The sequence below is a fragment of the Thiomonas sp. FB-6 genome (assembly GCF_000377645.1).
Classification (GTDB): domain Bacteria; phylum Pseudomonadota; class Gammaproteobacteria; order Burkholderiales; family Burkholderiaceae_C; genus Thiomonas_A.
In genome coordinates this window covers 66,316-92,406 of record NZ_KB898472.1, presented here as the reverse complement: position 1 = coordinate 92,406, position 26,091 = coordinate 66,316, and the positions used below count along the sequence as shown (strand labels likewise).

Genomic DNA, 26,091 nt, shown 5'->3' with positions numbered 1-26,091 from the left:
GGGGCTGCCGGGGGCGCTCGGGTTCACCCCTTCAGGCGCCCAGGTCGAGCGAGATGTCGCGGAACGAGGGTTCGTCGGCCTCGGGCGCGGCGGCCTGCGCCGCGGGGCGCGCGGAGAAGTCGTTCTGCAGGCGCCACAGCAGGTTGGTGGGGGAATCGGCGGCCGCCAGCGCTTCCTCGCGGGACACGCGCCCGTCCTGCACCATGTCGGCCAGGCACTGCTCGAAGCTCTGCGAGCCCTCGGCCATGGACTTCTCCATGGCCTCGCGCACGCCGCCGAGGTCGCCCTTGACGATGAGCTCGCGGACCAGCTGGGTGTTCAGCAGCACCTCCACGGCCGGGATGCGCCCGCCCGTGCGCGCCGGCAGCAGGCGCTGGGAGATCACCGCGCGCAGCCCGGCGGCCAGGTCCGACAGCAGCGCCGGACGCATGTCCAGCGGGAACAGGCCGAGGATGCGGTTCAGCGCCTGGTGGCTGTTCGACGCATGCAGCGTGGCCAGGCACAGGTGCCCGGACAGCGCATAGCTCAGCGCCGCGGCCATGGTCTCGCGGTCGCGGATCTCGCCGATCATGATGCAGTCGGGGGCCTGGCGCAGCGCGTTCTTCAGGCCGATGGCCAGGTCGCGCGCGTCGATGCCGATCTCGCGCTGATTGACGATGGAGCGGCGGTTGTGGAACAGGTACTCGACCGGCTCCTCCAACGTGAGGATGTGCCCGCTCATCTGCTGGTTGCGATGGTCGAGCATCGAGGCCAGCGTGGTGCTCTTGCCCGAGCCGGTGGAGCCGACCACCAGGATCAGCCCGTGGCGCTGCTTGACCAGCTCGGCCAGCACCGGCGGCAGGTTCAGCGTGTCCAGCGCGGGGATCTCGCCGGGGATGTAGCGCACCACCACCGCCACCGTGCCCCGCTGCAGGAAGGCGCTGACCCGGAAACTGCCCAGCCCCTCGCGCGCGATGGCCAGGTTCAGCTCGCCGCGCTCGTGCAGCTCGCGCATGCGTGGCTCGTCGACGATCTCGCCCAGCAGCTTGGCGGGATCCTGCGCCGCGATGACCTGCCGGTTGATCGGCACCGATTGGCCGTTGATGCGGATCTGGATCGGCGCGTTGGCGCTGACGTACAGGTCCGAGGCCTTTTTCTCGGCCATCAGCTGCAGCAGGCGTTCCATGGTCGACATGTGCGTCCTCCGCCGGGGGGCTGTTTCAGTCGCGCAGCAGTTCGTTGATCGCGGTCTTGGCGCGGGTCTGCGCGTCCACGCGCTTGACGATCACCGCGCAATACAGGCTGTAGCGGCCGTCGGCGCTGGGCAGGTTGCCCGACACCACCACCGAGCCCTCGGGCACGCGGCCGTACATCACCTCGCCGGTGGCCCGATCGTAGATCTTGGTGGACTTTCCGATGTACACGCCCATCGAGATCACGCAATTGTCCTCGACGATCACGCCCTCGACGACTTCCGAGCGCGCACCGATGAAGCAGTTGTCCCCGATGATGGTCGGGTTGGCCTGGATCGGCTCCAGCACCCCGCCGATGCCCACGCCGCCCGACAGGTGCACGTTGCGCCCGATCTGCGCGCAGGAACCCACGGTGGCCCAGGTATCGACCATCGTGCCCTCGCCCACGTAGGCGCCGATGTTCACGTAGGAAGGCATCAGCACCACGCCGGGGGCCAGGTAGGCGCCGTGGCGGGCCACCGCCGGCGGCACCACGCGCACGCCGGTGGCGCGCATCTCGTCCTCGCCCAGGCGGCTGAACTTGGTCTCCACCTTGTCGAAGAAGTGCAGATCCCCCGCGCGCATCATCTCGTTGTCGGTCATGCGGAAGCTCAGCAGCACGGCCTTCTTGATCCACTGGTGGGTGACCCACTCGCCGTCGATCTTCTCGGCCACGCGCACGCGCCCGGCGTTGAGTTCGGCCAGCACCTGCGACACCGCGTCGCGCAGATCGCTGGGCGCCGACCCGGGGCCGTACTCGGTGCGCTTTTCCCAGGCCTGGTCGATGATGCTTTGCAGTGAATTGCTCATGGATGGTTGCTTCGAAAGGTGGATCAAAGGCCGCGCGCGTAGGCGGCGATGCGTTCGGCGGCCTCGACGCATTCGTCGACTCCCGCCACCAGGGCCAGGCGCACGCGCCCGGCGCCGGGGTTGCGCCCGTCCTGCTCGCGCGCCAGCAGGCTGCCCGGCAAAACCGTGCAATTGTAGTTTTCGAGCAGGCCCCGGGCGAAGGCGACGTCATCGATCGGCGTGGCCGCCCACAGATAGAAGGCCGCGTCGGGCAACGCCACGTCCAGCACCGGCTGCAGCATGGGCAGCACGCGCGCGAACTTCTCGCGGTACAGGCGCCGGTTCTCTTCCACGTGCCGCTCGTCGTTCCACGCGGCGATGCTCGCCTGCTGCACGGCCGGGCCCATCGCGCTGCCGTGGTAGGTGCGGTACAGCAGGAAGGACTTGAGCACGCGCGCGTCGCCTGCGACGAAGCCCGAGCGCAGCCCCGGCACGTTCGAGCGCTTGGACAGCGAGCTCAGCATGACCAGGTTGCGCAGGTCCTCACGCCCGAGTTCGCGCGCCGCCTGCAGACCGCCCAGCGGAGGCTGCTCGCCGAACCAGATCTCGCCGTAGCACTCGTCGCTGGCGATGACGAAGCCGTGCCGGTCCGACAACTCGAACAGGCGCTTCCACTCCTCCAGGCCCATCACCGCGCCGGTCGGGTTGCCCGGGGTGCACACGTACACCAGCTGGGTGCGGCGCCATTCGTCCTCGGACACCGCGTCCCAGTCCAGCCCGAAATTGCGCCCCGGGTCGGCCGGCACGAAGCGGCAGTCGGCGCCGGCCAGCAGCGCGGCGCCCTCGTAGATCTGGTAGAAGGGATTGGGGCTGAGCACCAGCGCGCCCGGGCGGCCCGGGTCGATGACCGTCTGCGCCAGCGCGAACAGCGCCTCGCGCGAGCCGTTGACCGGGATGACCTGCGTGGCCGGGTCCAGTTCCACGCCGTGGCGCCGGCGCGCCCAGTCGGCGCAGGCCTGGCGCAGCTCCGGCATGCCCAGCGTGGCCGGGTACACCGCCAGCCCGTCCAGGTGGTCGACCAGCGCCTGGCGGATGAAGGCCGGCGTCGGATGCCGCGGCTCGCCGATGCCCAGGCTGATCGGGCGCAACTGGGGGTTGGGGCGGATGTCCCGCGTGAGTTCCCGCAGCTTTTCGAAGGGGTACGGGCGGAGGCGGTCGAGCAGCGGGTTCACGGTGCGGGGCGGGAGCGAAAGCGCCCCATTCTAGGAAGGGGCGCGGTCCGACGCGCGAATCCACGTCTGGTTACATCTTTTTACGCATGCGCTGTCGCGCAACGCGCCCCGCGACACGTTGACGCCACGTACGGCCTGGTACCCCCAGTACCAGCAGCCGGCACCACGCCGCTACCGCCCATGTCCCTGACCGCCTATGCTCCCGCGCATGTCCGAGCCGAACGTGTCCCGTCCGTGAGCACCCGCCCCGCGCTCGAGCGCTTCTGCCTGGAGGTGCGCCCGCGGGCCCTGCGCCTGGCCCTGCTCGAGACCTCCGGCAACAGCCACGTCGCCGCCGACCTCGTGCACGACAGCCTGGAGCGCCTGGTGGCGCGCTACCCGGACAAGCCCGAGGCCGAGTGGGCACCCCTGTTCTACGGCATCCTGCGCAACCGCATCACCGACTGGCACCGCCGGCGCAAGGTCGAGCGGGTGTTCGACTTCTTTTTCGCCGGCGGCGACGAGGCCGACGGCGAGGCGCCAGGCTGGGAAAGCCTGGCCGACGAGGCGCCCGGGCCCGAGCAGCAGGTCGGCAGCCTGCAACTGGCCGGGCGCATCGCCGACGCGGTGGCGCGCCTGAGCTCGCGCCAGCGCCAGGTATTCCTGCTGCGCGAGATGGAGGACATGACCATCGCCGACACCGCGCGGGTCATCAACATCAGCGAAGGCAGCGTGAAGACCCACCACCTGCGCGCGCTCACGCGCCTGCGCGAGTGGCTGCGGGACGATAATCCGGCTTCGGGGGGGCCCGACCATCATGCAGACTGAAACCAACTCGGGATTCGAATCGCTGGGCGCCGATCCGCGCGCCCTGGCCGACCGCTGGCGCGCCGGCTGCCTGGACGCCGCCGAGGCGCGGCGCTTCGAGCAGGCCATGGCCGCCGATGCGCGCCTGGCCGCTCACGCCCGCTTCGGGCGGGATCTGGCCCAGGAACTGCAGGTGCTTCCGCGCCTGGCGGCGCGCCGTGCCACGCCCGGGCGGCGCCTGCGCTGGGCGCGGGTGGTGGCCGCCGGCATGGTCACCGCGGGCCTCGCGGGCCTGAGTTTCGGCATCCTGCCCGCGCTGCTGGGCTCCTCGCCCGGCGCTCCGGCCGCGGGCGCCACGGCGGCTCCCGCCACCCCCCAGGTGGCCGATGCGGTGCAGAACCTGGACTTCTACGAATGGCTGGCCTCGCACCCGCAGGCCCTCGGCACGGAGAACGGCCATGGCGGCACGGCCTGACCCGCGCAGGGCGCTGGCCGGCGCCGTGCTCGCGGCCCTCGCCTTGCTGAGCCTGCCGGCACAGGCCCAGGTCCCCCGCGGCAGCCCCGGCGGCCCGCACTGGCAGCAGCGCGTGCAGCGCTGGGACCACCTGCCCCCGCAGCGCCGCCAGGACATCCTGCGCGAACAGCAGCGCTACCGCCGCCTGTCGCCCCAACAGCAGCAGCGCCTGTTCGAACAGTACCGGCGGGAGCGGCGCTGAGGCGGGGCCGGGCCAGCCGGGCCCCCGGAAATTTCAGCGTACCGCCAGCCCCTGCGGACTGGCACCGGCCGCAACGTTGGGCGTGGACATCGCGCTGAGCTGCCCCCCGCTGAGTACCGTGTATTGCGAAACCCCGCTCGACGTTGCGCAATAGAAGTAGCGGCCGGTGGGATGGAAAACGCAAGAAATCATCCAAGATTCAACGCGCCGTGCGCACGCAGTCGATGCAGTAGCGCTTGCGGCCGTCGGCGTCCTCTTCCTCGACCAGGCCGTGAATGTCGGTGGCGAAGCCGGGGAACTGGCGGTTGAACTCGCGCGCGAACTGCAGGTAGCGCACGATCTTGGCGTTGAAGCGCTCGCCGGGAATGAGCAGCGGGATGCCCGGCGGGTAGGGGGTCAGCAGCGCCGTGGTGATGCGCCCTTCCAACTCGTCGATGTCCACGCGCTCGATGTCGCGGTGGGCCATGCGCGCGTAGGCCTCGGTGGGAGTCATCGCCGGCTGCAGGCTCGACAGGTACATCTCGGTGGTCAGGCGCGCGACGTCGTTGCCCTGGTAGGCGGTGTGGATGCGCTGGCACAGGTCGCGCAGGCCCACGCGCTCGTACATGGGATGCTGGGCGACGAACTCGGGCAGGATGCGCCACAGCGGCTGGTTGCGGTCGTAGTCGTCCTTGAACTGCTGCAGCGCGGTCAGCAGGGTGTTCCAGCGGCCCTTGGTGATGCCGATGGTGAACATGATGAAAAAGCTGTACAGCCCCGTCTTCTCCACGATCACGCCGTGCTCGGCCAGGTACTTGGTGACCACCGCCGCGGGGATGCCGGTGGCGGCGAAGTTGCCGTGCAGGTCCAGCCCCGGGGTGATCACCGTGGCCTTGATCGGGTCGAGCATGTTGAAGCCGGGGGCCAGCTCGCCGAAACCGTGCCAGTCGTGGCTGCTGCCCAGCATCCAGTCCTCGCGCGCGCCGATGCCCTCGGGCGCCAGTTCCTCCTCCGGGCCCCACACGCGGAACCACCAGTCGTGCCCGAACTCCTCGGCCACCTTGCGCATGGCTCGGCGGAAGTTGAGCGCCTCGACGATGCTCTCCTCCACCAGCGCGGTGCCCCCGGGGGGCTCCATCATCGCCGCGGCCACGTCGCAGGAGGCGATGATGGCGTACTGGGGCGAGGTCGACGAATGCATCAGGTAGGCCTCGTTGAAGCGGGGCCGGTCGAGGCTGCGGGTCTGCGAGTCCTGCACCAGGATCTGCGAGGCCTGGCTCAGCCCGGCCAGCAGCTTGTGCGTGGACTGGGTGGAGAACACCATGGACTCGCGGGTGCGCGGCCTGCCCTCCCCGATGGCATGCATGCCGGCGTAGAAGGGGTGGAAGGTGGCGTGGGGCAGCCAGGCCTCGTCGAAGTGCAGGGTGTCGATGTAGCCGTCGAGCATCTGCTTGATGGTGTCGACGTTGTACAGCACGCCGTCGTAGGTGGACTGCGTGATGGTGAGCACCCGCGGCTTGACCTTGCCGGCCAGGTGCGCGGTCAGCGGGTTGGCGGCGATCTTGCGTTCGATGTTCTCGCGCTGGAACTCCTCGCGCGCGATGGGGCCGATGATGCCGTAGTGGTTGCGCGTGGGTGTGAGGAACACCGGCAGCGCCCCGGTCATGATGATGGCGTGCAGCACGCTCTTGTGGCAGTTGCGGTCCACCACCACCACGTCGCCCGGAGCCACCGTGGAGTGCCACACCATCTTGTTGGAGGTGGAGGTGCCGTTGGTGACGAAGAACAGGTGGTCGGCGTGGAAGATACGCGCGGCGTTGCGCTCGGAGGCCGCCACCGGCCCGGTGTGGTCCAGCAGCTGGCCGAGTTCGTCCACCGCGTTGCACACGTCGGCACGCAGCAGGTTCTCGCCGAAGAACTGGTGGAACATCTGCCCGACGGGGCTTTTCAGGAAGGCCACGCCGCCGGAGTGTCCGGGGCAGTGCCAGGAGTAGGAACCGTCGGCCGCGTAGCCCACGAGCGCGCGGAAGAACGGCGGGGCCAGCGAATCCAGGTAGGCCTTGGCCTCGCGGATGATGTGCCGGGCGACGAACTCCGGCGTGTCCTCGAACATGTGGATGAAGCCGTGCAGTTCGCGCAGGATGTCGTTCGGGATGTGGCGCGAGGTGCGGGTCTCGCCGTACAGGTAGATCGGGATCTCGGCGTTGCGGAAGCGGATCTCGCCGATGAACTGACGCAGGGTCTTGATCACCGGCGCTTCCTCGCCGGCCTCGACCGACGCGAACTCCTCGTCGTCGATGGACAGGATGAAGGCGCTGGCGCGCGACTGCTGCTGCGCGAAACTGGCCAGGTCGCCGAAACTGGTCACGCCCAGCACCTCGCTGCCCTCGGCCTCGATGGCCGCGGCGAGCGCGCGGATGCCCAGGCCCGAGTTGTTCTCGGAGCGGAAGTCCTCGTCGATGATGACGATGGGAAAATTGAAGCGCATGGGGGTGCCGTGCCGTGGCCAGGGGCCCGCCACCGGGCCTGCGCGCGCAAGTGTAGAGCAGCCGGGGTGCGGCCGGCCCACCCTTCGCGCGCGCGCGTCCTCGCTCTTGTCTATGATGCGGGAGTCGAAGCCACCCACCTACACGCCATGCCGAGCACCCCGCTGCAATGGTGGATCGCCGCCGCCGTGCTGGTCGCCCTGGAACTGGGCAGCGGCAGCTTTTACCTGCTGATGCTCGCCGTGGGAGCCGCCGCCGCCGCCCTGGCCGCCCACCTGGGCCTGGAGCCGGCGCTGCAATGGAGCGCGGCCGCGCTGGTGGGCCTCGGGGCGGTCGCCGCCCTGTACGGGCTCCGGCGGCGCCAGCCGCGCCGCTCCACCCAGACCAACCGCGACCTGAACCTGGACATCGGCTCGGTGCTCGAGGTCGAGCGCTGGGACGACAACGGCAACGCGCGCGTGCGCTGGCGCGGCACCGATTGGCAGGCGCGCCTGGGGCGCGGCCGCGCGCTGCCCGGGCGCTTCCGCATCGCCGCCGTCGACGCCAACACCCTGGTGCTGGACGCGCTGGACCAGGCCCCCTCCCCCCATTCCTGAACCCGGAGCCCGTCATGGAATTCGCCGTCATCCTCGTGGTCATCGCCGTGCTGGTGGCCTCCCGCGGCATCAAGGTGGTGCCGCAGCAGCATGCCTGGGTGGTCGAGCGCCTGGGCAAGTACGACCGCACGCTGGCCCCCGGGCTGAGCCTGATCGTGCCCTTCATCGATCGCGTGGCCTACCGGCACATGCTCAAGGAGGTGCCGTTGGACATCGCCAGCCAGGTGTGCATCACCCGCGACAACACCCAGCTGACGGTGGACGGCATCCTGTATTTCCAGGTCACCGACCCGATGCGTGCCAGCTACGGCTCGTCGAACTACGTGATCGCCATCTCACAACTGGCGCAGACCACGCTGCGCTCGGTGATCGGCCGACTGGAACTGGACAAGACCTTCGAGGAGCGCGACTTCATCAACCACAGCGTGGTCTCGGCGCTGGACGAGGCCGCGGCCAACTGGGGCGTCAAGGTGCTGCGCTACGAGATCAAGGACCTGACTCCGCCGGCCGAGATCCTGCACGCGATGCAGCGCCAGATCACGGCCGAGCGCGAGAAGCGCGCGGTGATCGCGACCTCCGAGGGCGCGCGCCAGCAGCAGATCAACCAGGCCGAGGGCGAGCGCCAGGCCGCGATCGAGCGCTCCGAGGGCGAACGCCAGGCGGCCATCAACCGCGCCCAGGGCGAGTCGGCGGCCATCGAGGCGGTGGCCGCGGCCACCGCGCACGCCATCGAACTGGTGGCCCAGGCCATCGGCCAGCCCGGCGGCAGCGACGCGGTGCAGCTCAAGGTGGCCCAGCAGGCGCTGGAGGCCTACGGGCGTCTGGCCAAGACCAGCACCACGCTGGTGGTCCCCGGCGACATGAGCCAGGCGGCCGGCCTGATCGCCTCGGCGATGGCGGTGTGGAAGGGCACCGCCGCCGGCCCCGCCGAGCGCGCGGCGCGCTGAGCCCTCCCTGGGCCCCGCAGGGGCTTGATGGCGGCGCCTGCGCGCCGCCGCGGTGGCGTGATCAGATGCGAACGGCGCGGCGCCATGGGCGCCGTGATCCGGGTGCCCGGCCGCATCAGCTGAGGGCGCCCGCCCTTCCTGCCTGGAGCCCTCGTCATGGCCTGCCGCCCTTTCACCACGATGCTCGCCGCCTTGCGCGCCGCGCGGGCCCCGACCCTGCCCGGCGCGCTGCTCGCGTGCTCGCTGCTTGCCGCCGTCCCGGCCCACGCCGCCTCCGACCCGGCCGCCTGCGGCCTGCGCGTCGTGCATGCCTTCGTGCCCGACGGTGCGGACGGCACGCGCCCTGGCGACGGCCTGCTGCTGGACGCCCGCGGCCACCTGCTGGGTGTGACCACCGGCGGCGGCAGCGCCGGCTATGGTGCGGTGTTCGACCTGGCGCTCGATGGCAGCGAGACCATCGTGCACGACTTCGCCGGCGGCGCCGCCGACGGCGCCGATCCCACCACCGCGCCGACCCTGGCGGGCGACGGCCGGCTGTACGGCACCACCCAGCTCGGCGGCCTTCACGGCAAGGGCGTGGTCTACCGCCTGGAGGCCTCGGGCGAGGCCAGCCTGCTGCACGTCTTCTCCGGCGCCGATGGAGCCCACCCCGACGCGCCCCTGCTGGAGGCGCGCGATGGCGCGCTGTACGGCACCACGCTCCAGGGCGGCCGCCACGATCAAGGGGTGCTATTCCGCATCACGCCGGCGGGCGTCTTCGAAGGGCTGCATGAGTTCGGCGCCCCCGGCGACCTGCGCCAACCCTCGGGGCCCCTGGTGCAGGCCGGGGACGACACCATCCTGGGCACCGGCGCCTACGGCGGCGCGCTCGATTCCGGGGGTGTGTTCGGGTACTCGCCGCGCGACGCGCAGGAACATGTGCTGTTCTCGCTGCGCGAGTTCTCCTCCTGCAAGCTGCCCTCGGCCGGCCTGGCGCGGGCCCGGGACGGCAGCCTGCTCGGCACCGCCTATGCCGGCGGCCCCGCCAACGCGGGCTGTGTGTTCGCGGCCGCGCCGGACGGCAAGCCACGCCTGCTGCTCGAGCTGCGCCAGACCGCGCACGGAACGGCACCGTTGTCGGCGCCGGTGCAGGACGCGCGAGGCCGCCTGCTGTTCACGACCAGCCTGGGTTCCATGCATGGCGACGGGGCCCTGCTGGCGCTGGACGCAGCCGGAGGCGTCACGCTGCTGCACGCCTTCGGCGCCGCCGACGTCTCGGTGCCTTCGGGCCAGCTGGTGCTGAGCCCCGACGGGCGCATCTACGGAAGCGCGCCCTACGGCGGCCAGCACGACGCGGGCGGGGTGTTCGAGGCCTGCTGAGCCGTGCTGCTCAAGGTGCCGCGGGCGCCTCCGTGGGTCAGCGCATCTGGAAATAGCTGCGCACGCCTTCCAGCAGCATGTTCACCGCGATGGCCGAGACGATCAGGCCCATGAGTTTCTCGGCCGCGCGCATCACGGCGTCGCCCAGGCGCTGGAACATCTGCTCGGCCAGCAGGAGCAGCCCGGCGGTGATGCCCATGGCCGCGGTCAGCGCCCCCACGCGCAGCACCACGGCACCGGGGTTGGCCGAGCTCAGCAGCAGCACCGCGGCCAGCGCCGAGGGGCCGGCCAGCAGCGGCACGGCCAGCGGGAAGATCAGCGGCTCGCGCTGCTGGCTCTGGCCGAACATGGTCTCGGAGCCGGAGAAGATCATCTTGATCGCCACCAGCAGCAGGATCACGCCGCCGGCCACCTCCAGCGAGGCCTGCCGCAGTCCCAGCAGTTCCAGGAAGCCGCGGCCGCCGGCCATGAAGGCCAGCAGCACGAGGTAGGCGATCAGGCTTTCGCGCAGGGTGACCCACACGCGGCGGCGCGGCTCCAGCTGGTGCGTGACGGCCAGGAACACCGGCATGTTGCCGAAGGGGTCCAGGATCAGCAGCAGCAGGATCAGGGTGGACCAGAAATCGTGCTGGGGGAACATCGGGGCCTCGGGGTCCAGGTTGGGAAATCCGCGGATGCCCGCCTGCGCCCGCCGTCCGCTCAGGCGCGCGGATGGTGGCGCGCGTGCAGCTGGCGCAGGCGCTCGCGCGCCACGTGGGTGTAGATCTGGGTGGTGGAGATATCGGCGTGGCCCAGCAGCAGTTGCACCACGCGCAGGTCGGCGCCATGGTCCAGCAGGTGCGTGGCGAAGGCGTGGCGCAGGGTGTGCGGCGACAGCGGAGCGTCGATGCCGGCGCGCTGCGCCAGCGCGCGCAGGCGGGTCCAGAACATCTGCCGGGTCATGCCCACGCTGGCGCCGCGCCCGCGCCCGGCGCTGCGCGCGGTGACGAACACGAAATCGCTGGGCGCGCCGTGCAGCAGTTCGCCGCGCGCCTCGCCCAGGTAGCGGCGCAACCATTCCGAGGCCTGCTCGCCGAAGGGCACCAGGCGGTCCTTGCCGCCCTTGCCGCGCAGCACCCGCACCACGCCCTCGTCCAGGCTGAGGTCGGCGATGCGCAGCCCCACCAACTCGCTGACCCGCAAGCCGCTGGCGTACAGCAGTTCGAGCATGGCTCGGTCGCGCAGTCCGAGAGGATCATCCAGCCGGGGCGCAGCCAGCAGGGCCTCCACCTGAGCCTCGCTGAGGGTCGACGGCCGGCGCGCCGGCTGGCGCGCGCGTTCGAGCTTCAGCGTGGGGTCGTCGTCCCTGCGGCCCTCGCGCACGAGCCACGCGAAAAAACGTCGCAGCGCCACCAGGCGCCGGTTCGAGGCGCTGGCCTTGCTGCCGGCGAAACGCGCGGCCAGGTAGGCCATGACGTCGGCCTCGGCCGCCTGGTCCAGCGCGGCACGCCCGCCCGAAGCCAGCCAGCGTGCGAACAGGCCCAGGTCGGTGCGGTAGGCGGCCAGCGTGTTCGCGGCCAGGCCCTGTTCCAGCCACAGCGCGTCGCAAAAGGCGTCGATGGCGCCCTGGCAGGCCACTCGCACGGGAGGCCAGGCATCGCTGGCGCGCACCCGCCCGCGGCGCGCGGGCGCCGCCGGCGCGGTCTGGATTTCAGGCATCGAACAGCCCCGGCGCGCCCGCGGGCAGCGCCCCCTCGTGGCGCAGCAGCCAGCGCTTGATGCCCAGCAGTTCGCCGCCCTCGTCGCTGGAGTGGGCGAAGCCGCCCAGCCCGGCGCCGCCGACCACGCGGTGGCAGGGAACCAGCGGCGCGAAGGGGTTGGCGCCGCAGGCCTGGCCCACCGCGCGCGCCGCGCTGCCCAGTTCGCGCGCCACGTCGCCGTAGCTACGCGTGCGTCCGGCCGGGATCTCGCACATCGCGGCCCACACCCGGCGCTGGAACGCGGTGCCGCGCGCGGCCAGCGGGAGTTCCGGACGGAAACCCGGATCGCGGCAATAGGCCAGCAGTTGGGCCTGCACTTCACGCAACAAGGCGCTGCCCGGCGCCGTCGCTGGCGTGCGCGCGGCCTCACCGACCAGGTATTCGGTGTAGAGCAGCTCGTGCTCGGTGCAATGCACGCCCAGGCGGCCGAAAGGCAGCTGCAGCACCGCATCCCACGGCGCGCCGGGCCTTCGTGCAAGGTCTCCCGCAGGCTTCATGACCACATGCTACGGCGTCGAGGGAGCCGGCGGCGCGGCGGCGCGGAGCCCGGCGCCGGGAGTCTGGCGCAGCGCCCACTGCAGGTGCTCGGCCACCAGGGCGCCGGCCGCGGGCAGCGCGGCCCGCAGGGCCTGTTCGAGGGGCCCCTGCAGGGCATCGCCGGCCGGCAGCGAACGGCGCGCGTTGCCCAGGGCCACCGCCAGGTTGCGGCGCCAGCGCGCGTAGCCGATGCGCCGGATCGCGCTGCCCTCGGTGCGGGATTCGAAGGCGGCCTCGTCCCAGGCCCACAGATCCAGCAGGCCGGCGCGATCCAGCCCGTTGCGGGGCAGGAAGTCGGGCAGCGGCGAGCGCCGCGCCCAGCGGTTCCACGGGCAGGCCAGCTGGCAGTCGTCGCAGCCGTAGATGCGGTTGCCCATGGGCGCGCGCAGCTCTTCGGGAATCGGCCCGTCGAGCTCGATGCTGAGGTAGGAAATGCAGCGCCGGGCGTCGACCACGTAGGGCGCGGTGATGGCCTGGGTGGGGCACACGTCCAGGCAGCGGGTGCAGCTTCCGCAGTGGGCCTCCACCGGCCCCTCGACGGGCAGTTCCAGGTCGGTGTAGATCTCGCCCAGGAAGAACATGGAGCCGGCGTCTCGGTGCAGCAGCAGGCTGTGCTTGCCCCTCCATCCCAGCCCGGAGCGCGCGCCCAGCGCGACCTCGGGTACCGGCGCGGAATCGGTGAAGGCCCGCAACACCCGCGGCTGCGCCTGCCGCGCGATGAATTCGGCCAGGCGGGCCAGGCGCTGGCGCAGCACGCGGTGGTAGTCGCGGCCGCGTGCGTACAGCGACACCACCGCCTGCCCGGGCTGCTCCAGGCGCCGCCATTCCAGCGCCCGCCAGCCGGCCGGCGCCTGCTCGGGCAGGTAGTCCAGCCGCGCGGTGATCACGCGCAAGGTGCCCGGCAGCAACTCCGCCGGCCGTGCGCGCGCCAGGCCGTGGCGCGCCATGTAGTCCATGGTGCCGTGCATGCCCTGCTCCAGCCAGCGCGCCAGGTGCGCCTCGGTGTCGCCCAGTTGCAGATCGCTGACGGCGATCTGGGACAATCCCAGCGCCCGCGCGTGCTCCCGGATGTCGCGCAGCAGCCGCGCGCCGTCGAAACCCCGCGCCGGCGCGGGAGGTGCATGCTCGGTGACCATGCCGGCATGCTACGCAATGCGCGAAACCCGCGCGCCCCATGGTCCCACGCCCGATCCCACGCCCGATCCCACGCCCGATCCCACGCCCGAGTCCATGACCGCCACCCTGCTCCGTCACTGCGCCGACGACACCGCCACCGCCCGGCTCGGCGCCGAGCTGGGCCGCGCGCTGCGCGCCCGCGGCCTGCCGCCGCTGCGGATCGCGCTGCACGGCGAACTCGGCGCCGGAAAGACCACGCTGGTACGCGCGGTGCTGCGGGAACTGGGGGTGCGCGGACGCATCAAGAGCCCCAGTTATGCGTTGGTAGAACCCTACAGCCTGGAAAAACTTGACCTAGAATTGAAGCGGTCTGTCCAGATTACGGCCTATCATATTGATCTGTATCGATTTTCATCTCCAGACGAATGGCTCGATGCCGGTCTGGGGGATGTGCTGGACGGCAAGTCCCTGTGTTTCGTGGAATGGCCCGAACGGGCCCCGGGCTTGCCTACGGCGGATTTGGACATCCGCATCACCCCGCGGGGCGATTCCCGCGAGGTCTCGTTGCACAGCGGCAGTCCCGCCGGGGAGGCCGTGATCGATGGATGGGCGTACGCGCAAGCGCACGCCGGATGAAGCGCCGGGCCCGCCCGGCGCGCCGCGCAAGGGAGAGCCCGACATGAGCACCGACCGTCGCAGGTTCCTGGTCCACAGTTCCAGCATCGCCCTGCTGCTGGGCGCGCCGGCCATCGCGCGCGGCGCGACCATCGTCGCGGTGCGCGTGTGGCCGGCCTCGGAGTACACCCGCGTCACGCTGGAATCGGACCAGGCGCTCAGCGCCAGTCATTTCCTGGTTCCCGATCCGCCGCGCCTGGTGGTCGACGTGAAGGGCCTGAACCTGGACCCGCAGTTGCGCGAGCTGGTGGGCAAGATCCGCCCCGACGATCCCTTCATCCGCGACGTGCGGGTGGCGCAGTACGCGCCCGACGTGGTGCGCCTGGTGCTGGACCTGAAGCAGGCGGTTCACCCGCAGGTGTTCACGCTGCCGCCGGTGGCCGCCTACCGCAACCGCATGGTCTTCGACCTCTACCCGGTGGGGCCGAATTCCCTGCTGGCGCTGGGCAAGTCGCAATCGCCATCCCCATCCCCGCCGCAGGCCCCGTCCCAGGAGCAGCCGCAACTGCAGGCCCGGGCGGGCCGCGCGTCGGCCGAGCCGACCTCGCTGACCCATGGCCGCGAGGACACGCTGGGGGACTGGCTGCAGCAGCACCGTTCCAGCCTGGACGCGCCGCGCACGCCCGAGGTGGCGCAGGGCCGGCACGACGACGGCGGCACGGTGGCGCGCCAGGAGCCGCCGCGGCGCGACCGGCGCCCGCAACGCAGCGTGCTGTTGATGCTCGATCCCGGCCATGGCGGCGAGGATCCGGGCGCCACCGGGCCCAGCGGGGTGCACGAGAAGGACATGGTGCTGCTGATCGGGCATGAACTGCGCGAACTGGTCCAGCGCACGCCCAACATGCGGGTGGCCATGACCCGCGAAAGCGATTTTTTCGTACCCCTGTGGATGCGCGTGGAAAAGGCCCAGCGGGCCAACGCCGACCTGTTCACCTCCATCCATGCCGACGGCTGGTACACGCCGCAGGCGCGCGGGGCCTCGGTGTTCTGCCTGTCCGAGGGTGGCGCCTCCAGCGTGGAGGCGCGATTGATGGCGCAGCGCGAGAACGCCGCCGACTCGATCGGCGGAATCGACATCCAGGCCCACGACTACCAGGTCGCCAAGGTCATGCTGGACATGTCGACCACCGCGCAGATCGACGCCAGCCTGAAGATGGCCGCGCCCACGCTGCGGCGCATGGGCTCGATCGTGCATCTGCATTCGCGCCAGGTGCAGCAGGCGGGATTCGTGGTGCTCAAGTCGCCCACGGTGCCGTCGATGCTGGTGGAGACCGCCTTCATCAGCAACCCCGAGGAAGAGGCGCGGCTGCAGACCCCGGCCTACCGGCGCAAGATGGCGCGGGCCATTCTCGAAGGCATCCGCGATTATCTCGGCACGCGCCCGCCGCTGGCGCGGCGCCGCACCATGGTCTGAGACCACGGCAGGGGCCGCGGCCCCTGCCCGGACCGTCGCGGTCTCAGGCGCTGCGCGCGCGCATCCAGGCGCGCAGCCAGCCCAGCGCCAGCGGCAGCAGCGACACCCCCACCACCGCCAGGCTCAGGGCTGGCAGGTGGCTGCGCACCCAGGGCAGGTTGCCGAAGGCGAAGCCGGCACCCATCAGCAGACCCACCCAAAGCGCAGCGCCCAGCGCGTTGTAGGCCAGGAACCGGGGGTAGGACATCTCGGCCACGCCGGCCACGAAAGGCGCGAAAGTGCGCACGAAGGGAATGAAGCGGGCGCTGACCACGGTGATGCCGCCATAGCGCTCGTAGAAGGCATGCGCGCGGTCGAAGGCGCGGCGGTTGAACCAGCGGCTGTGGTTCCACGCGAACACGCGGTGCCCGACGGCCTTGCCGATGCTGTAGTTGAGCGAGTCGCCGAGCACCGCGGCCGCCCACAGCAGCGCCAGCCCGGTGCCCAGGTGCAGGCTGCCCGAGGCGCACAGCGCGCCGACCACGAACAGCATGGAGTCGCCGGGCAGGAAGGGGGTGACCACCAGCCCCGTCTCCAGGAACACGATGCCGAACAGCAGCGCCCAGATCCAGGCGCCGTAGACCCCGATCAGGCGCGTCAACTCGGCGTCGAAATGCAGCAGCAGGTGGATCAGCTCTTGGATCTGGTGCATCGTAGGCGGCGCGCGGCCGAGGGGCCCGCTCAAGGAAACGCAGGGCCGCCCCAAGTTTCCTTGCCCCCCACGGGGGGCGGGCCGGGCACCGCCCGGCCCTGGGGGCCCGCTCAAGGGAACGCAGGGCCGCCCCAAGTTTCCTTGCCCCCCACGGGGGGCGGGCCGGGCACCGCCCGGCCCTGGGGGCCCTCGAAAGCTGGAAAGTATACTGGGCGCATGCATTCCGAAGGCCCGGCGCCGATCCGCGCGCTGCCCGATACCCTGGTGTCCCAGATCGCCGCCGGCGAGGTCGTGGAGCGTCCGGCCTCGGCGCTGCGCGAGTTGCTGGACAACGCGCTGGACTCCGGCGCCACGCGCATCACCGTGCGCCTGCAGCAAGGCGGGCTGGACCTGCTCTCGGTGGAGGACGACGGCTGCGGCATCGCCGCCGCCGAACTGCCGCTGGCGCTGGCGCGCCACGCCACCAGCAAGATCGCCTCGCTGCACGACCTGGAACAGGCACGCAGCCTGGGCTTTCGCGGCGAGGCACTGGCCTCGATGGCCGCGGTGGGCGAACTGGAGATCGTCAGCCGCCGCGGCGCGGAGCCGGCGGCCAGCGTGCGCGCCGAACTCGGCCGCGTGCATCCGGTGGCGCCGGCGGCCGCGCCGCCGGGCACCTGCGTGAGCCTGCGCCGGCTGTTCCACGAAATCCCCGCGCGCCGCAGTTTCCTGAAATCGGCGCCCACCGAGGGCGGCTGGTGCGTCGAGATGGTGCGCCGGGCCGCGCTGGCGCATCCGCGCGTGGCCTTCTCGCTGTGGCAGGACGGGCGCCAGACCCTGCGCCTGGACGCCCTCGACGATGCGCTGCGGCGCATCGCCGACGTGCTGGGCAAGGCCTTCGCCGCCGACGCCCTGCCGCTGGTCCACGAGGTCGGACCCTTGCGCGTGGCCGGGCTGGTGTGCCGCCCCACCGCGGCACGCGCGCGCGCCGACGTGCAGCAGTTGTTCGTGAACCGGCGCTGGGTGCGCGACCGCATGCTCGGCCACGCCGTGCGCGCGGCCTACGCCGACGTGCTGCACGGCCAGCTGCAGCCGCAGTACGTGCTGCTGCTGGAACTGCCGCCCGAGCGCGTGGACGTGAACGTGCACCCGGCCAAGAGCGAGGTGCGTTTCCGCGAATCCCAGGCCGTGCACCAGGCGCTGCGCCACGCGGTGCAGGCGGCGCTGGCCCCCGCGCTGGGCGCGCGCGCGGCGCCCGACAGCGCGACCGACAGCGCGCCCGGCAACGCGACCGACGGCGCGGCCCACCCCCTGTCCGCGCTCCAAGCCATGTCCGCCTCGGGCGGCGCGGCCCCCGCGCAGAGCGCGCCAGGCCTGCCGCCGCGCTCGCAGGCGCCTTGGCTGCGTGCCGAGCCGCGGCAGGACGCGTTGCCGCTGGGCAGCCTCATGCGCGCCTACGCGCCGCTGGCGCCGTCCGCCCCGGCGCTGCTGCGCGAGGCGGATCCGACAGGCGCCGCGCCGGCCGCGGACCCCGGCGGTGCCGGCGCGCAGCCCCTCGGCGCCTTCGCGGCCACGCCTTGCGCCGCGCCCGCGCAGCAGGCGGACGACGCGCCGCTGGGCCAGGCCATCGCCCAGCTGCACGACATCTACATCCTGGCGCAGAACCGCCACGGCCTGGTGGTGGTGGACATGCACGCGGCGCACGAGCGCGTGGTGTACGAACGCCTGAAACAGGCCTGCGAACTGCAGGTGCTGGCCGCGCAGCCGCTGCTGATTCCGGCCGGCTTCGCCGCCACCGAGGCCGAGATGGGCGCGGTGGAGGACTACGCGGAGGAATTGGCCCGGCTGGGCCTGGACATCGCCGCCACCGGGCCGTCCAGCCTGGCCGTGCGCGCCGTGCCCGCGCTGCTGGCGCGCGGCGACGTGGTGCGCCTGGCGCGCGAGGTGCTGTCCGAGCTGGCCGCCGTGGGCAGCAGCCAGCGCCTGGAACGCCGGCGCGACGGCCTGCTGGCCACGATGGCCTGCCACGGCGCCGTGCGCGCGGGGCGCCGCCTGAACCTGGCCGAGATGAACGCGGTGCTGCGCGACATGGAAATCACGGAGCGCTCCGACCAGTGCAACCACGGGCGCCCCACGTGGCGCCAGGTGACGCTGGCCGAGCTGGACGCGTTGTTCCTGCGCGGGCGCTGAAGCAGGCCATGGCGCAGGAACAGGCCCCGACGCGGCCCGAAGCGCCGGTGCGCGTGCTCACCGGCCCCACCGCCTCCGGCAAGACGGCGGCGGCGCTGCTGCTGGCGCGCCGCCTGGACCTGGAAATCGTCAGCATGGATTCGGCGCTGGTGTACCGAGGCATGGACATCGGCACCGCCAAGCCCACGCCCGAGGAGCGCGCGGCGGTGCCGCACCACCTGATCGACGTGGTCGAGCCCACCGAGAGCTACAGCGCGGCGCGTTTCGCCGAGGAGGCCCGCACGCTGATCCGCGACATCCGCGCCCGTGGCCGTGAACCCCTGCTGGTCGGCGGCACGCTGTTGTACCTGCGCGCGCTGCAGCAGGGGCTGCACGCGTTGCCGGCGGCCGACCCGGAGCTGCGCGCGCGCATCGAGCAGCGCGCACGCGCGCTGGGCTGGCCGGCGCTGCACGCGGAACTGGCGCGGGTGGACCCGGCCAGCGCCGCGCGCATCGAGCCGGCCGACGCGCAGCGCATCCAGCGTGCGCTGGAGGTGTGGGAACTCAGCGGCAAAGCTCTGTCCAGCCATTTCGACGCCGCGCCCGAGGCCACGGGCCCGAGCCTGCACGTGGTCTCGCTGGAACCCTCGGATCGCGCCTGGCTGCACCAGCGCATCGCGCTGCGCCTGCGGACGATGCTGCAGTCCGGCTTCGTCGACGAGCTGCGGGCGCTGCGCGCGCGCGGTGACCTGCACGCCGAACTGCCGTCCATGCGCTGCGTGGGCTACCGCCAGGGCTGGGACTACCTGGAAGGCCGCTGCGACGCCGAGCAGTTCGAGGCCCGCGCCCTCGCCGCCACGCGCCAGCTGGCCAAGCGCCAACTGACCTGGCTGCGCGCGATGCCGGCGCGCAGCGTGGTCGACTGCTGCGCCGCCGACGCGGCGCAGCGGGCCGTGGAACGGCTGCTGCGGGCTCCCTGAGCAGGAGGGTCCGGCTCCGGGACCCGGGTTTCAGGCCTCGGGCGCGGCCTGCGCGGAACGCCCGTGCTCGTGCATGAAACGCCCCAGCGCCTGCGCGGTATGCCCGCCGGAGTCGGCGTGGCGCACGAAGTCCGCCGGCGTGCCCTGGCGCACCAGCGTGCCGCCGCCGGAGCCGCCTTCGGGGCCCAGGTCGACGATCCAGTCGCTGGAGGCCATCAGGTCCAGGTTGTGCTCGATCACCACCACCGTGTGCCCGGCGTCGGCCAGGCGCAGCAGCACGCGGATCAGCTTGTCCACGTCGGCCATGTGCAGGCCCACCGTGGGTTCGTCGAGCACGTACAGGGTCGGGCGCGCGCTCGCCGTGGCCAGTTCGGTGACCAGTTTCAGGCGCTGCGCCTCGCCGCCGGACAGCTGCGGGCTGGGCTGCCCCAGGCGCAGGTAGCCCAGGCCCACGTCGTGCAGCAATTGCAGCGCGCGGGTGATGCGCGGATGCGCGGCGAAGAATTCCAGCGCGGCCTCCACGCTGAGATCCAGCACCTCCCCGGCCGACAGTCCGCGCAGGCGCACCTGCAGGGTCTCGGGGTTGAACCGCAGGCCGCCGCAGTCCTCGCAGGCCTGGATCACGTCGGGCAGGAAGTTCATCTCCACGCGCACCGCTCCCTGCCCGTCGCAGGTGGGGCAGCGCCCGGCGCCGGTGTTGAAGGAAAAACGCGCCGCGCTGAAACCCCGCATGCGCGCCTCCAGGGTGTCGGCGAAGAGCTTGCGGATGTCGTCCCAGATGCCCACGTAGGTGGCCGGGCAGGAGCGCGGGGTCTTGCCGATCGGGGTCTGGTCGACCTCCAGCACGCGCTCCAGGCCCTCCAGCCCCAGCAGCGCCTTGCAGCCCACCGGCGCGCCTTCTCCGGACAGCAGCGCGCGCGCGCTGGCGAACAGCACGCCGCGCGCCAGGCTGGACTTGCCCGATCCCGACACGCCGGTGAGCACGGAAAGCCGCCCGCGCGGGAAGCGCACGTCGACCTCGCGCAGGTTGTGCAGGTGGGCGCCGCGCAGATCCAGCGCCGGCGTGCGCGCACCGGTGGCCGGACGCGGCACCAGCGGGTGACGCAGCGGCTCGCGCAGGTAGCGGGCGGTCAGGGAATCGGGGTGGCGCATCAGCTCCTGCAGATTGCCCATGGCCACCACGGTGCCGCCCAGGCGCCCGGCGCCGGGGCCGATGTCCAGGATGGTGTCGGCGCGCCGGATGGTGTCCTCGTCGTGCTCCACCACCACCAGCGTGCTGCCGCGCGCGCGCAGTTCGTCCAGCGCATCGAGCAGGCGCAGGTTGTCGCGCGGATGCAGCCCGATGGTGGGCTCGTCGAGCACGTAGGCCACGCCGCGCAGGTTGCTGCCCAGTTGCGCGGCCAGCCGGATGCGCTGCGCCTCGCCGCCGGACAGCGTGGGCGCGGCGCGGTCCAGCGCCAGGTAGCCCAGGCCGACGCGTTGCAGGAAGTGCAGGCGGGAGAGGATTTCCGCCACCAGGTCGCGGCCCAGCGCCTGTTCGCGCGGCTGCAGGCTCAGCTCGCCGAACCACTGCAGGGCCTCGTCCACCGCCAGCGCCGACAGCTGCTGGATCGCGCGCTCGCGCCAGCGCACGGCCAGCGACACCGGGTTCAGGCGCGCGCCGGCGCATTGCGCGCAGGCGGCGGCCTCGTGCGCATCGCCCCAGCCGCCCTCCTCGCCGCTGTGTTCGGCCTGGAAGCCGGCGAGCTGGGCGCCGGTTCCGAAACAACTCGGACACCAGCCGGCCGACGAGTTGTAGGAGAACTGGCGCGGGTCGAGTTCGGGGAAGCTGCGCGCGCACGACGGGCAGGCGCGCAGGGTGCTGAAGCGCCGCAGTTCCAGCGCCGCGTGGGCACCGATCACATCGCCCGAGGCCATGGCCTGGCGCAGGCGCTGCAGCGGCCAGATCACCTGCACCACGCCCTTGCCCAGCTGCACGGCCTCGTGCACCAGCTTGCGCAGCGCATCCAGGTTCTCGGGCAGCAGATCGACCTCGCCCAGCGGCAGCGAGATGTCGTGCTCGCGGAAACGGTCCGGGCGCGGCCAGGGTTCGGTGGGCAGGAAGGCGCCGTCCACCCACAGGTGGCCGTGGCCGCGCCTGGCCGCCCATTGCGCCAGTTCCGTGTAGACGCCCTTGCGCTGCACCACCAGCGGCGCCATCACCCCCACCGAGTGGCCGCGCAGCTCGCGCAGCAGCTGGGCGCAGATGGCCTCCTCGGTCTGCGGGGCGATGGGCACCTGGCAGTCCGGGCAGTACTGCGTGCCCAGCTTGGCATACAGCAGGCGCAGGAAGGGATGCACCTCGGTGAGCGTGCCCACCGTGCTCTTGCGCCCACCACGGCTGGTGCGCTGCGCGATGGCCACCGTGGGCGGAATGCCGAAGATGGCGTCCACGTCCGGGCGCGGCGGCGGCTGCACGAACTGGCGCGCGTAGGCGTTGATGGATTCCAGGTAACGCCGCTGCCCTTCGCTGAACAGCACGTCGAAGGCCAGCGAGCTCTTGCCGGAGCCGGACACGCCGGTGATCACGGTCATGCCGCCGCGCGGAAGGTCCACGTCCACGTTGCGCAGGTTGTGCTCGCGCGCACGCCGGATGGCGATGAAACCTTCGCGCCCGCGGCGCAGCGCCTGCGCCAGGTAGGCGCCGCCCTCCTCGGCCACCTGCAGCAGCTGCGCGTCGTTCGCCGCCGCGTCGGCCTGCCGGGCCGGCTGGCCGCCGGCGGCCAGCACGGCCGCGGCCTCGGCCGCCTCGGCGCCCACCTGCGAGCGGTAGGCGCGCAGCGCCTGCCCGGTGTGCGAGGCCTCGCAGGCCTCCACCTCCTCCGGCGGACCCGCCACCACCAGCGTGCCGCCGCCGTCGCCGCCCTCGGGGCCCAGGTCGATGACCCAGTCGCTGGCGGCGACGACGTCCAGGTTGTGCTCGATCAGCACCACGCTGTGGCCTGCGTCGACCAGCTCGTGCAGCGCGCGCAGCAGGCGCGCGATGTCGTCGAAATGCAGCCCCGTGGTGGGCTCGTCGAGCAGGAACAGCGAACCGCGCGCGGCCCCGCGCCCGGCACTGCGCCGGGCCTCGGCCAGGAAGGCGGCGAGTTTCAGGCGCTGCGCCTCGCCGCCCGACAGGGTCGGCGTGGGCTGGCCCAGGCGCAGGTAGTCCAGGCCCACCGCCTGCAGCGCGCGCAGCCCGGCCTGCAGGTCGCGCTCGCCGGCGAACAGCTCCAGGGCCTCGGCCACCGTCAGCTCCAGCACGTCGGCCACGTTCAGGCTGCGCCCGCCGGGCAGGTCCAGGCGCAGCTCCAGCACCTCGGCACGGTAGCGCCGGCCGTCGCAGTCGGGGCAGCGCAGGTACACGTCGGAGAGGAACTGCATCTCCACATGCTCGAAGCCCGAGCCGCCGCAGGTGGGGCAACGCCCGTCGCCGCTGTTGAAGCTGAAGGTGCCCGCGGTGTAGCCGCGGCGCTGCGCCTCCGGCAGCGCCGCGAAGCGCTTGCGCAGCGCGTCGAAGGCGCCGACGAAGCTGACCGGGTTGGAACGCGCGGTCTTGCCCAGCGCGCTCTGGTCCACCAGCACCACGTCGGCCACCTGCTCGGCGCCGAGCAGGCGCGAAAAGGCGCCGGGCTCGGGCGAGCTCTTGCCCAGCGCGCGCGCCAGCGCGGGCCACAGCACGTCGCCCACCAGCGTGGACTTGCCGCAGCCCGACACGCCGGTGACCGCGACCAGCGCGTGCAGCGGGAATTCCACCGTGAGCTCGCGCAGGTTGTGCTGGCGCGCGCCCTCCAGGATCAGGCGCGGCGCCTGCAGATGCCCGTGCTCGTCGCGGCGCAGGCGCCGCAGCGTGCGCGACTGGCGCACGCTGCGCTCGCCCCGCAGATAGGCGCCGGTCAGGGTGTCGGCGCGGCGCAGCGCATCCAGGCCGCCCTGGAACACGATCTGCCCGCCGTGCTCGCCGGCACCGGGGCCGAGTTCGATCAGGTGGTCCGCCGCCAGCATGATCTGCGGATCGTGCTCGACCACCAGCAGGCTGTTGCCGGCGCTTTTCAGGCCCTGCAGGACCGCGCTCAGGCGGTGCAGGTCGCGCGGGTGCAGTCCGATGGAAGGCTCGTCCAGCACGAACAGGGTCTGGGTCAGCGAGGTACCCAGCGCGGTGGTCAGGTTGATGCGCTGCACCTCGCCGCCCGACAGCGTGCGCGACTGGCGGTCCAGGCTCAGGTAGCCCAGCCCCACGTCGAGCAGGTAGCGCAGGCGCGCGCGGATCTCGTCCAGCAGCAATCGCGTGGCCGCGTCGGCGCCGGCCTCGTGCTCGACCGCGCCGAAGAACTCGAAGGCGCGCGCCACCGGCAGCTGCATCACCTCGTGCAGGTTCAGCCCGGCCAGCTCGCGCATCTGCTCGTCGCCCCACTCCACGCCGTGGGGACGCAGGCGCTGCGCGCCGCTGGAGCTCGCCGCCTGGGCGCTGCCCACGCGCCACAGCAGGCCGTCGAGCTTGAGCCGGGCGCCGCCGCAGGCGGGGCACAGGCTGGAACTGCGGTACTTGGACAGCAGCACCCGCACGTGCATCTTGTAGGTGCGGGTCTCCAGCCACTCGAAAAAGCGGCGCACGCCGTAGTACTGGGTCTCCCACTTGCCGCTGAAGGCGGGGTCGCCGTCGATCACCCAGTCGCGTTCGCGCGGCTCCAATTGACTCCAGGGGACGTCCAGGCGCACGCCGGCGCCGGCGCCGTGGCGCTCCAGGTCGCGCTGCGCGTCCTTGAAGCTGGCCGTCTGCCAGGGCTTGACCGCGCCGCCGCGCAGGCTTTTCGTGGCGTCGGGGATCACCAGGCCCCAGTCCACCCCGAGGGTGCGGCCGAAACCGCGGCAGGTCTCGCAGGCGCCCAGCGCCGAGTTGAAGCTGAACAGCCCCGGGCTGGGGTCGCGGTAGGCGATGTCGCAGCGCGCGCAATGCAGGTCGGCGGAATACCTCCAGGCCTGCGCGGGGTCGGCCTCCGGCGGGCCGGCACCCTCCGTGGCGCCGGCGCCGTCGGCCAGCGGCCACACCGCCACGCGGCCCTGGCCGCGCTGCAGCGCCGCCTCGATGGCTTCCAGCAGGCGTGCGCTCTCCACGCCGCCGGCCCGGAAGCGGTCCTGCACGACGTGCAGCGTGGCGCCGCTGCGCGCGTGCACCCGCGTGTAGCCCTGGGCCGCCAGGCCGTCGAGCACCACCTGCTCCTCGAGCTGGGCGGGCACCGCCACCGGGAAACTCAGCACCAGGCGCGGGTCCCCGGCGGCGGCGGCACGGCGCCGCAGGTCGGCGGCGATGCTGGAGGCGTCGTCGCGCCGCACCTCACCGGCGCAGCGCCGGCACACCAGGCGGGCGCGGCGCGCGTACAGCAGCTTGAGGTGGTCGGCCAGCTCGGTCATGGTCGCCACCGTCGAGCGCGAGGTGCGCACCGGATTGGTCTGGTCGATGGCGATGGCCGGCAGGATGCCGCCGATATGGTCCACCCGGGGGCGGTCCATGCGGTCCAGGAACTGGCGCGCGTAGGGCGAGAAGGTCTCGACGTAGCGCCGCTGTCCCTCGGCGTAGACGGTATCGAAGGCCAGCGAGCTCTTGCCCGAGCCCGACACCCCGGTCACGACCACGATCTGTCCCAGGGGGATCGACAGGTCGAGATTTTTCAGGTTGTTCTGGTGCGCCCCGCGCAATTCGATGCTGCCGGGATCGTGGGCGGGTGTCGTTTCGCTCGCTGTCATTCCTGGAACTATACGCAGTCGCGCGTTTCCGGGCAGACCCGACGGAGACTTTTGGAAACTTGTCGAGGCCGCGGCAACGCGGTTACATTTATCCGGTACCCACTGCGGGGCCCGTCCTGCGCGGCCCGGACCGTGCGAGTCCGGGCGCTGCGGGGCACCGACGGATTCGCCATGCAACAAGACAAGCCGAAGAAAATCCTGGTCGTCGACGACGACGCCCGTATTCGCGACCTCCTGCGCCGCTACCTGACCCAGGAGAACTACGAGGTGTTCGTCGCCGAGGACGCCAAGACCATGCAAAGGGTCATGGTCAAGGAGCGCTTCGACCTGGTCGTGCTGGACCTGATGCTGCCCGGCGAGGACGGCCTGACCGTGTGCAAGCGCATGCGCGCGTCCAAGGACTTCACGCCCATCATCATGCTCACCGCCAAGGGCGAGGACGTGGACCGCATCATCGGCCTGGAGGTCGGCGCGGACGACTACCTGCCCAAGCCCTTCAACCCGCGCGAGCTGCTGGCGCGCATCAGCGCGGTGCTGCGCCGCCAGCCCAACCCCGAACTGCCCGGCGCGCCGGCGCGCGACGACGAAACCGTGGTGTTCGGCCCCTTCAGCCTGGACCTGGCGCGCCGCGAGCTCTCGCGCAACGGCGAGCTGATCAACCTGACCACCGGCGAGTTCGCGATGCTCAAGGCGCTGGTGCGCCACCCGCGCCAGCCGCTGTCGCGCGACCGCCTGGCCGAGCTGGCGCGCGGGCGCGACTACGAGGCCTTCGACCGCAGCCTGGACGTGGCGATCTCGCGCCTGCGCAAGATCGTCGAGATCGACCCCGCGCACCCGCGCTACATCCAGACCGTGTGGGGCGTGGGCTACGTGTTCGTGCCCGACACCAAGGACGCCTGACCCCCGCGGCGCGCCGGCCGCGGC

Annotated in this window: 21 protein-coding genes; 11 read left to right on the top strand and 10 right to left on the bottom strand. The window is 72.2% G+C overall.

Features of this window, described 5'->3' with window-relative positions; genetic code table 11:
- Nucleotides 1–31: 31 nt before the first annotated feature.
- From D466_RS0104205 to dapC, 3 genes are read right to left on the bottom strand one after another with little or no spacing between them, the layout of a single operon-like run.
- The gene (locus tag D466_RS0104205; RefSeq protein WP_018912458.1) at nucleotides 32–1,174 is read right to left on the bottom strand and encodes a PilT/PilU family type 4a pilus ATPase; all 1,143 of its coding nucleotides are present in this window, start codon (nucleotides 1,172–1,174) and stop codon (nucleotides 32–34) included.
- 25 nt (nucleotides 1,175–1,199) lie between these two features.
- A complete protein-coding gene (gene dapD, locus D466_RS0104200; RefSeq protein WP_018912457.1) occupies nucleotides 1,200–2,021 on the bottom strand; it encodes a 2,3,4,5-tetrahydropyridine-2,6-dicarboxylate N-succinyltransferase in 822 nt (273 codons plus the stop codon).
- 23 nt (nucleotides 2,022–2,044) lie between these two features.
- Entirely contained in the window at nucleotides 2,045–3,232 is a 1,188-nt protein-coding gene (gene dapC / locus D466_RS0104195) for a succinyldiaminopimelate transaminase (RefSeq protein WP_018912456.1), read from the bottom strand.
- 234 nt (nucleotides 3,233–3,466) lie between these two features.
- Here dapC and D466_RS0104190 point away from each other — a divergent pair, with 234 nt between their 5' ends.
- From D466_RS0104190 to D466_RS20505, 3 genes are read left to right on the top strand one after another with little or no spacing between them, the layout of a single operon-like run.
- A complete protein-coding gene (locus D466_RS0104190) occupies nucleotides 3,467–4,039 on the top strand; it encodes a sigma-70 family RNA polymerase sigma factor (RefSeq protein WP_018912455.1) in 573 nt (190 codons plus the stop codon).
- Complete coding sequence (locus D466_RS20510) at nucleotides 4,029–4,493, top strand: hypothetical protein (protein ID WP_018912454.1); 465 nt, start codon at nucleotides 4,029–4,031, stop codon at nucleotides 4,491–4,493. The genes D466_RS0104190 and D466_RS20510 overlap by 11 nt, the downstream gene beginning before the upstream one ends.
- A complete protein-coding gene (locus D466_RS20505; RefSeq protein ID WP_018912453.1) occupies nucleotides 4,477–4,734 on the top strand; it encodes a hypothetical protein in 258 nt (85 codons plus the stop codon). Before D466_RS20510 ends, D466_RS20505 begins: the two co-directional genes overlap by 17 nt.
- Nucleotides 4,735–4,933: 199 nt before the next feature.
- Here the strand turns inward: D466_RS20505 and D466_RS0104175 are convergent, their stop codons facing one another.
- Nucleotides 4,934–7,201, bottom strand: a complete 2,268-nt coding sequence (locus D466_RS0104175) for an arginine/lysine/ornithine decarboxylase (RefSeq protein WP_018912452.1) — start codon at nucleotides 7,199–7,201, stop codon at nucleotides 4,934–4,936.
- 147 nt (nucleotides 7,202–7,348) lie between these two features.
- Between D466_RS0104175 and D466_RS0104170 the strand changes: the two genes are divergently transcribed.
- The 3 genes from D466_RS0104170 (at nucleotide 7,349) to D466_RS0104160 (ending at nucleotide 10,101) form a co-directional block, all read left to right on the top strand.
- On the top strand, nucleotides 7,349–7,795 hold the full coding sequence (locus tag D466_RS0104170; protein ID WP_018912451.1) for an NfeD family protein: 447 nt from the start codon (nucleotides 7,349–7,351) through the stop codon (nucleotides 7,793–7,795).
- Between the two features lie 14 nt (nucleotides 7,796–7,809).
- Nucleotides 7,810–8,742: an SPFH domain-containing protein gene (locus tag D466_RS0104165; protein ID WP_018912450.1), complete on the top strand. Its 933-nt coding sequence runs from the start codon at nucleotides 7,810–7,812 to the stop codon at nucleotides 8,740–8,742.
- A 156-nt stretch (nucleotides 8,743–8,898) separates the two neighbouring features.
- Entirely contained in the window at nucleotides 8,899–10,101 is a 1,203-nt protein-coding gene (locus D466_RS0104160) for a choice-of-anchor tandem repeat GloVer-containing protein (protein ID WP_018912449.1), read from the top strand.
- Nucleotides 10,102–10,138: 37 nt separating this feature from the next.
- Here the strand turns inward: D466_RS0104160 and D466_RS0104155 are convergent, their stop codons facing one another.
- Genes D466_RS0104155 through queG form a run of 4 tightly spaced genes read right to left on the bottom strand, consistent with a single transcriptional unit; the run spans nucleotide 10,139 to nucleotide 13,513 of the window.
- A complete protein-coding gene (locus D466_RS0104155) occupies nucleotides 10,139–10,741 on the bottom strand; it encodes a MarC family protein (RefSeq protein WP_018912448.1) in 603 nt (200 codons plus the stop codon).
- A gap of 59 nt (nucleotides 10,742–10,800) precedes the next feature.
- Nucleotides 10,801–11,799 (bottom strand): site-specific tyrosine recombinase XerD, encoded by a 999-nt coding sequence (gene xerD / locus D466_RS0104150; RefSeq protein WP_018912447.1) that lies wholly within the window; start codon nucleotides 11,797–11,799, stop codon nucleotides 10,801–10,803.
- Complete coding sequence (locus D466_RS0104145; protein ID WP_051083673.1) at nucleotides 11,792–12,337, bottom strand: methylated-DNA--[protein]-cysteine S-methyltransferase; 546 nt, start codon at nucleotides 12,335–12,337, stop codon at nucleotides 11,792–11,794. Before D466_RS0104145 ends, xerD begins: the two co-directional genes overlap by 8 nt.
- Nucleotides 12,338–12,346: 9 nt before the next feature.
- Complete coding sequence (gene queG / locus D466_RS0104140) at nucleotides 12,347–13,513, bottom strand: tRNA epoxyqueuosine(34) reductase QueG (RefSeq protein ID WP_018912445.1); 1,167 nt, start codon at nucleotides 13,511–13,513, stop codon at nucleotides 12,347–12,349.
- 94 nt (nucleotides 13,514–13,607) lie between these two features.
- Between queG and tsaE the strand changes: the two genes are divergently transcribed.
- Together tsaE and D466_RS0104130 are read left to right on the top strand one after the other, a co-directional pair.
- Complete coding sequence (gene tsaE / locus D466_RS0104135) at nucleotides 13,608–14,129, top strand: tRNA (adenosine(37)-N6)-threonylcarbamoyltransferase complex ATPase subunit type 1 TsaE (protein WP_018912444.1); 522 nt, start codon at nucleotides 13,608–13,610, stop codon at nucleotides 14,127–14,129.
- Between the two features lie 43 nt (nucleotides 14,130–14,172).
- A complete protein-coding gene (locus D466_RS0104130; protein WP_018912443.1) occupies nucleotides 14,173–15,582 on the top strand; it encodes an N-acetylmuramoyl-L-alanine amidase in 1,410 nt (469 codons plus the stop codon).
- Between the two features lie 43 nt (nucleotides 15,583–15,625).
- Here the strand turns inward: D466_RS0104130 and D466_RS0104125 are convergent, their stop codons facing one another.
- On the bottom strand, nucleotides 15,626–16,273 hold the full coding sequence (locus D466_RS0104125) for a VTT domain-containing protein (protein ID WP_018912442.1): 648 nt from the start codon (nucleotides 16,271–16,273) through the stop codon (nucleotides 15,626–15,628).
- Between the two features lie 216 nt (nucleotides 16,274–16,489).
- On the opposite strand from D466_RS0104125, the gene mutL reads away from it, so the two are divergent.
- Together mutL and miaA are read left to right on the top strand one after the other, a co-directional pair.
- A complete protein-coding gene (gene mutL / locus D466_RS0104120; RefSeq protein ID WP_018912441.1) occupies nucleotides 16,490–18,442 on the top strand; it encodes a DNA mismatch repair endonuclease MutL in 1,953 nt (650 codons plus the stop codon).
- An 8-nt stretch (nucleotides 18,443–18,450) separates the two neighbouring features.
- Nucleotides 18,451–19,401: a tRNA (adenosine(37)-N6)-dimethylallyltransferase MiaA gene (gene miaA / locus D466_RS0104115; protein ID WP_018912440.1), complete on the top strand. Its 951-nt coding sequence runs from the start codon at nucleotides 18,451–18,453 to the stop codon at nucleotides 19,399–19,401.
- Between the two features lie 30 nt (nucleotides 19,402–19,431).
- Here the strand turns inward: miaA and uvrA are convergent, their stop codons facing one another.
- A complete protein-coding gene (gene uvrA, locus D466_RS0104110) occupies nucleotides 19,432–25,167 on the bottom strand; it encodes an excinuclease ABC subunit UvrA (protein ID WP_018912439.1) in 5,736 nt (1,911 codons plus the stop codon).
- Nucleotides 25,168–25,338: 171 nt separating this feature from the next.
- Here uvrA and ompR point away from each other — a divergent pair, with 171 nt between their 5' ends.
- Nucleotides 25,339–26,067 (top strand): two-component system response regulator OmpR, encoded by a 729-nt coding sequence (gene ompR / locus D466_RS0104105; protein ID WP_018912438.1) that lies wholly within the window; start codon nucleotides 25,339–25,341, stop codon nucleotides 26,065–26,067.
- Nucleotides 26,068–26,091: the final 24 nt, after the last annotated feature.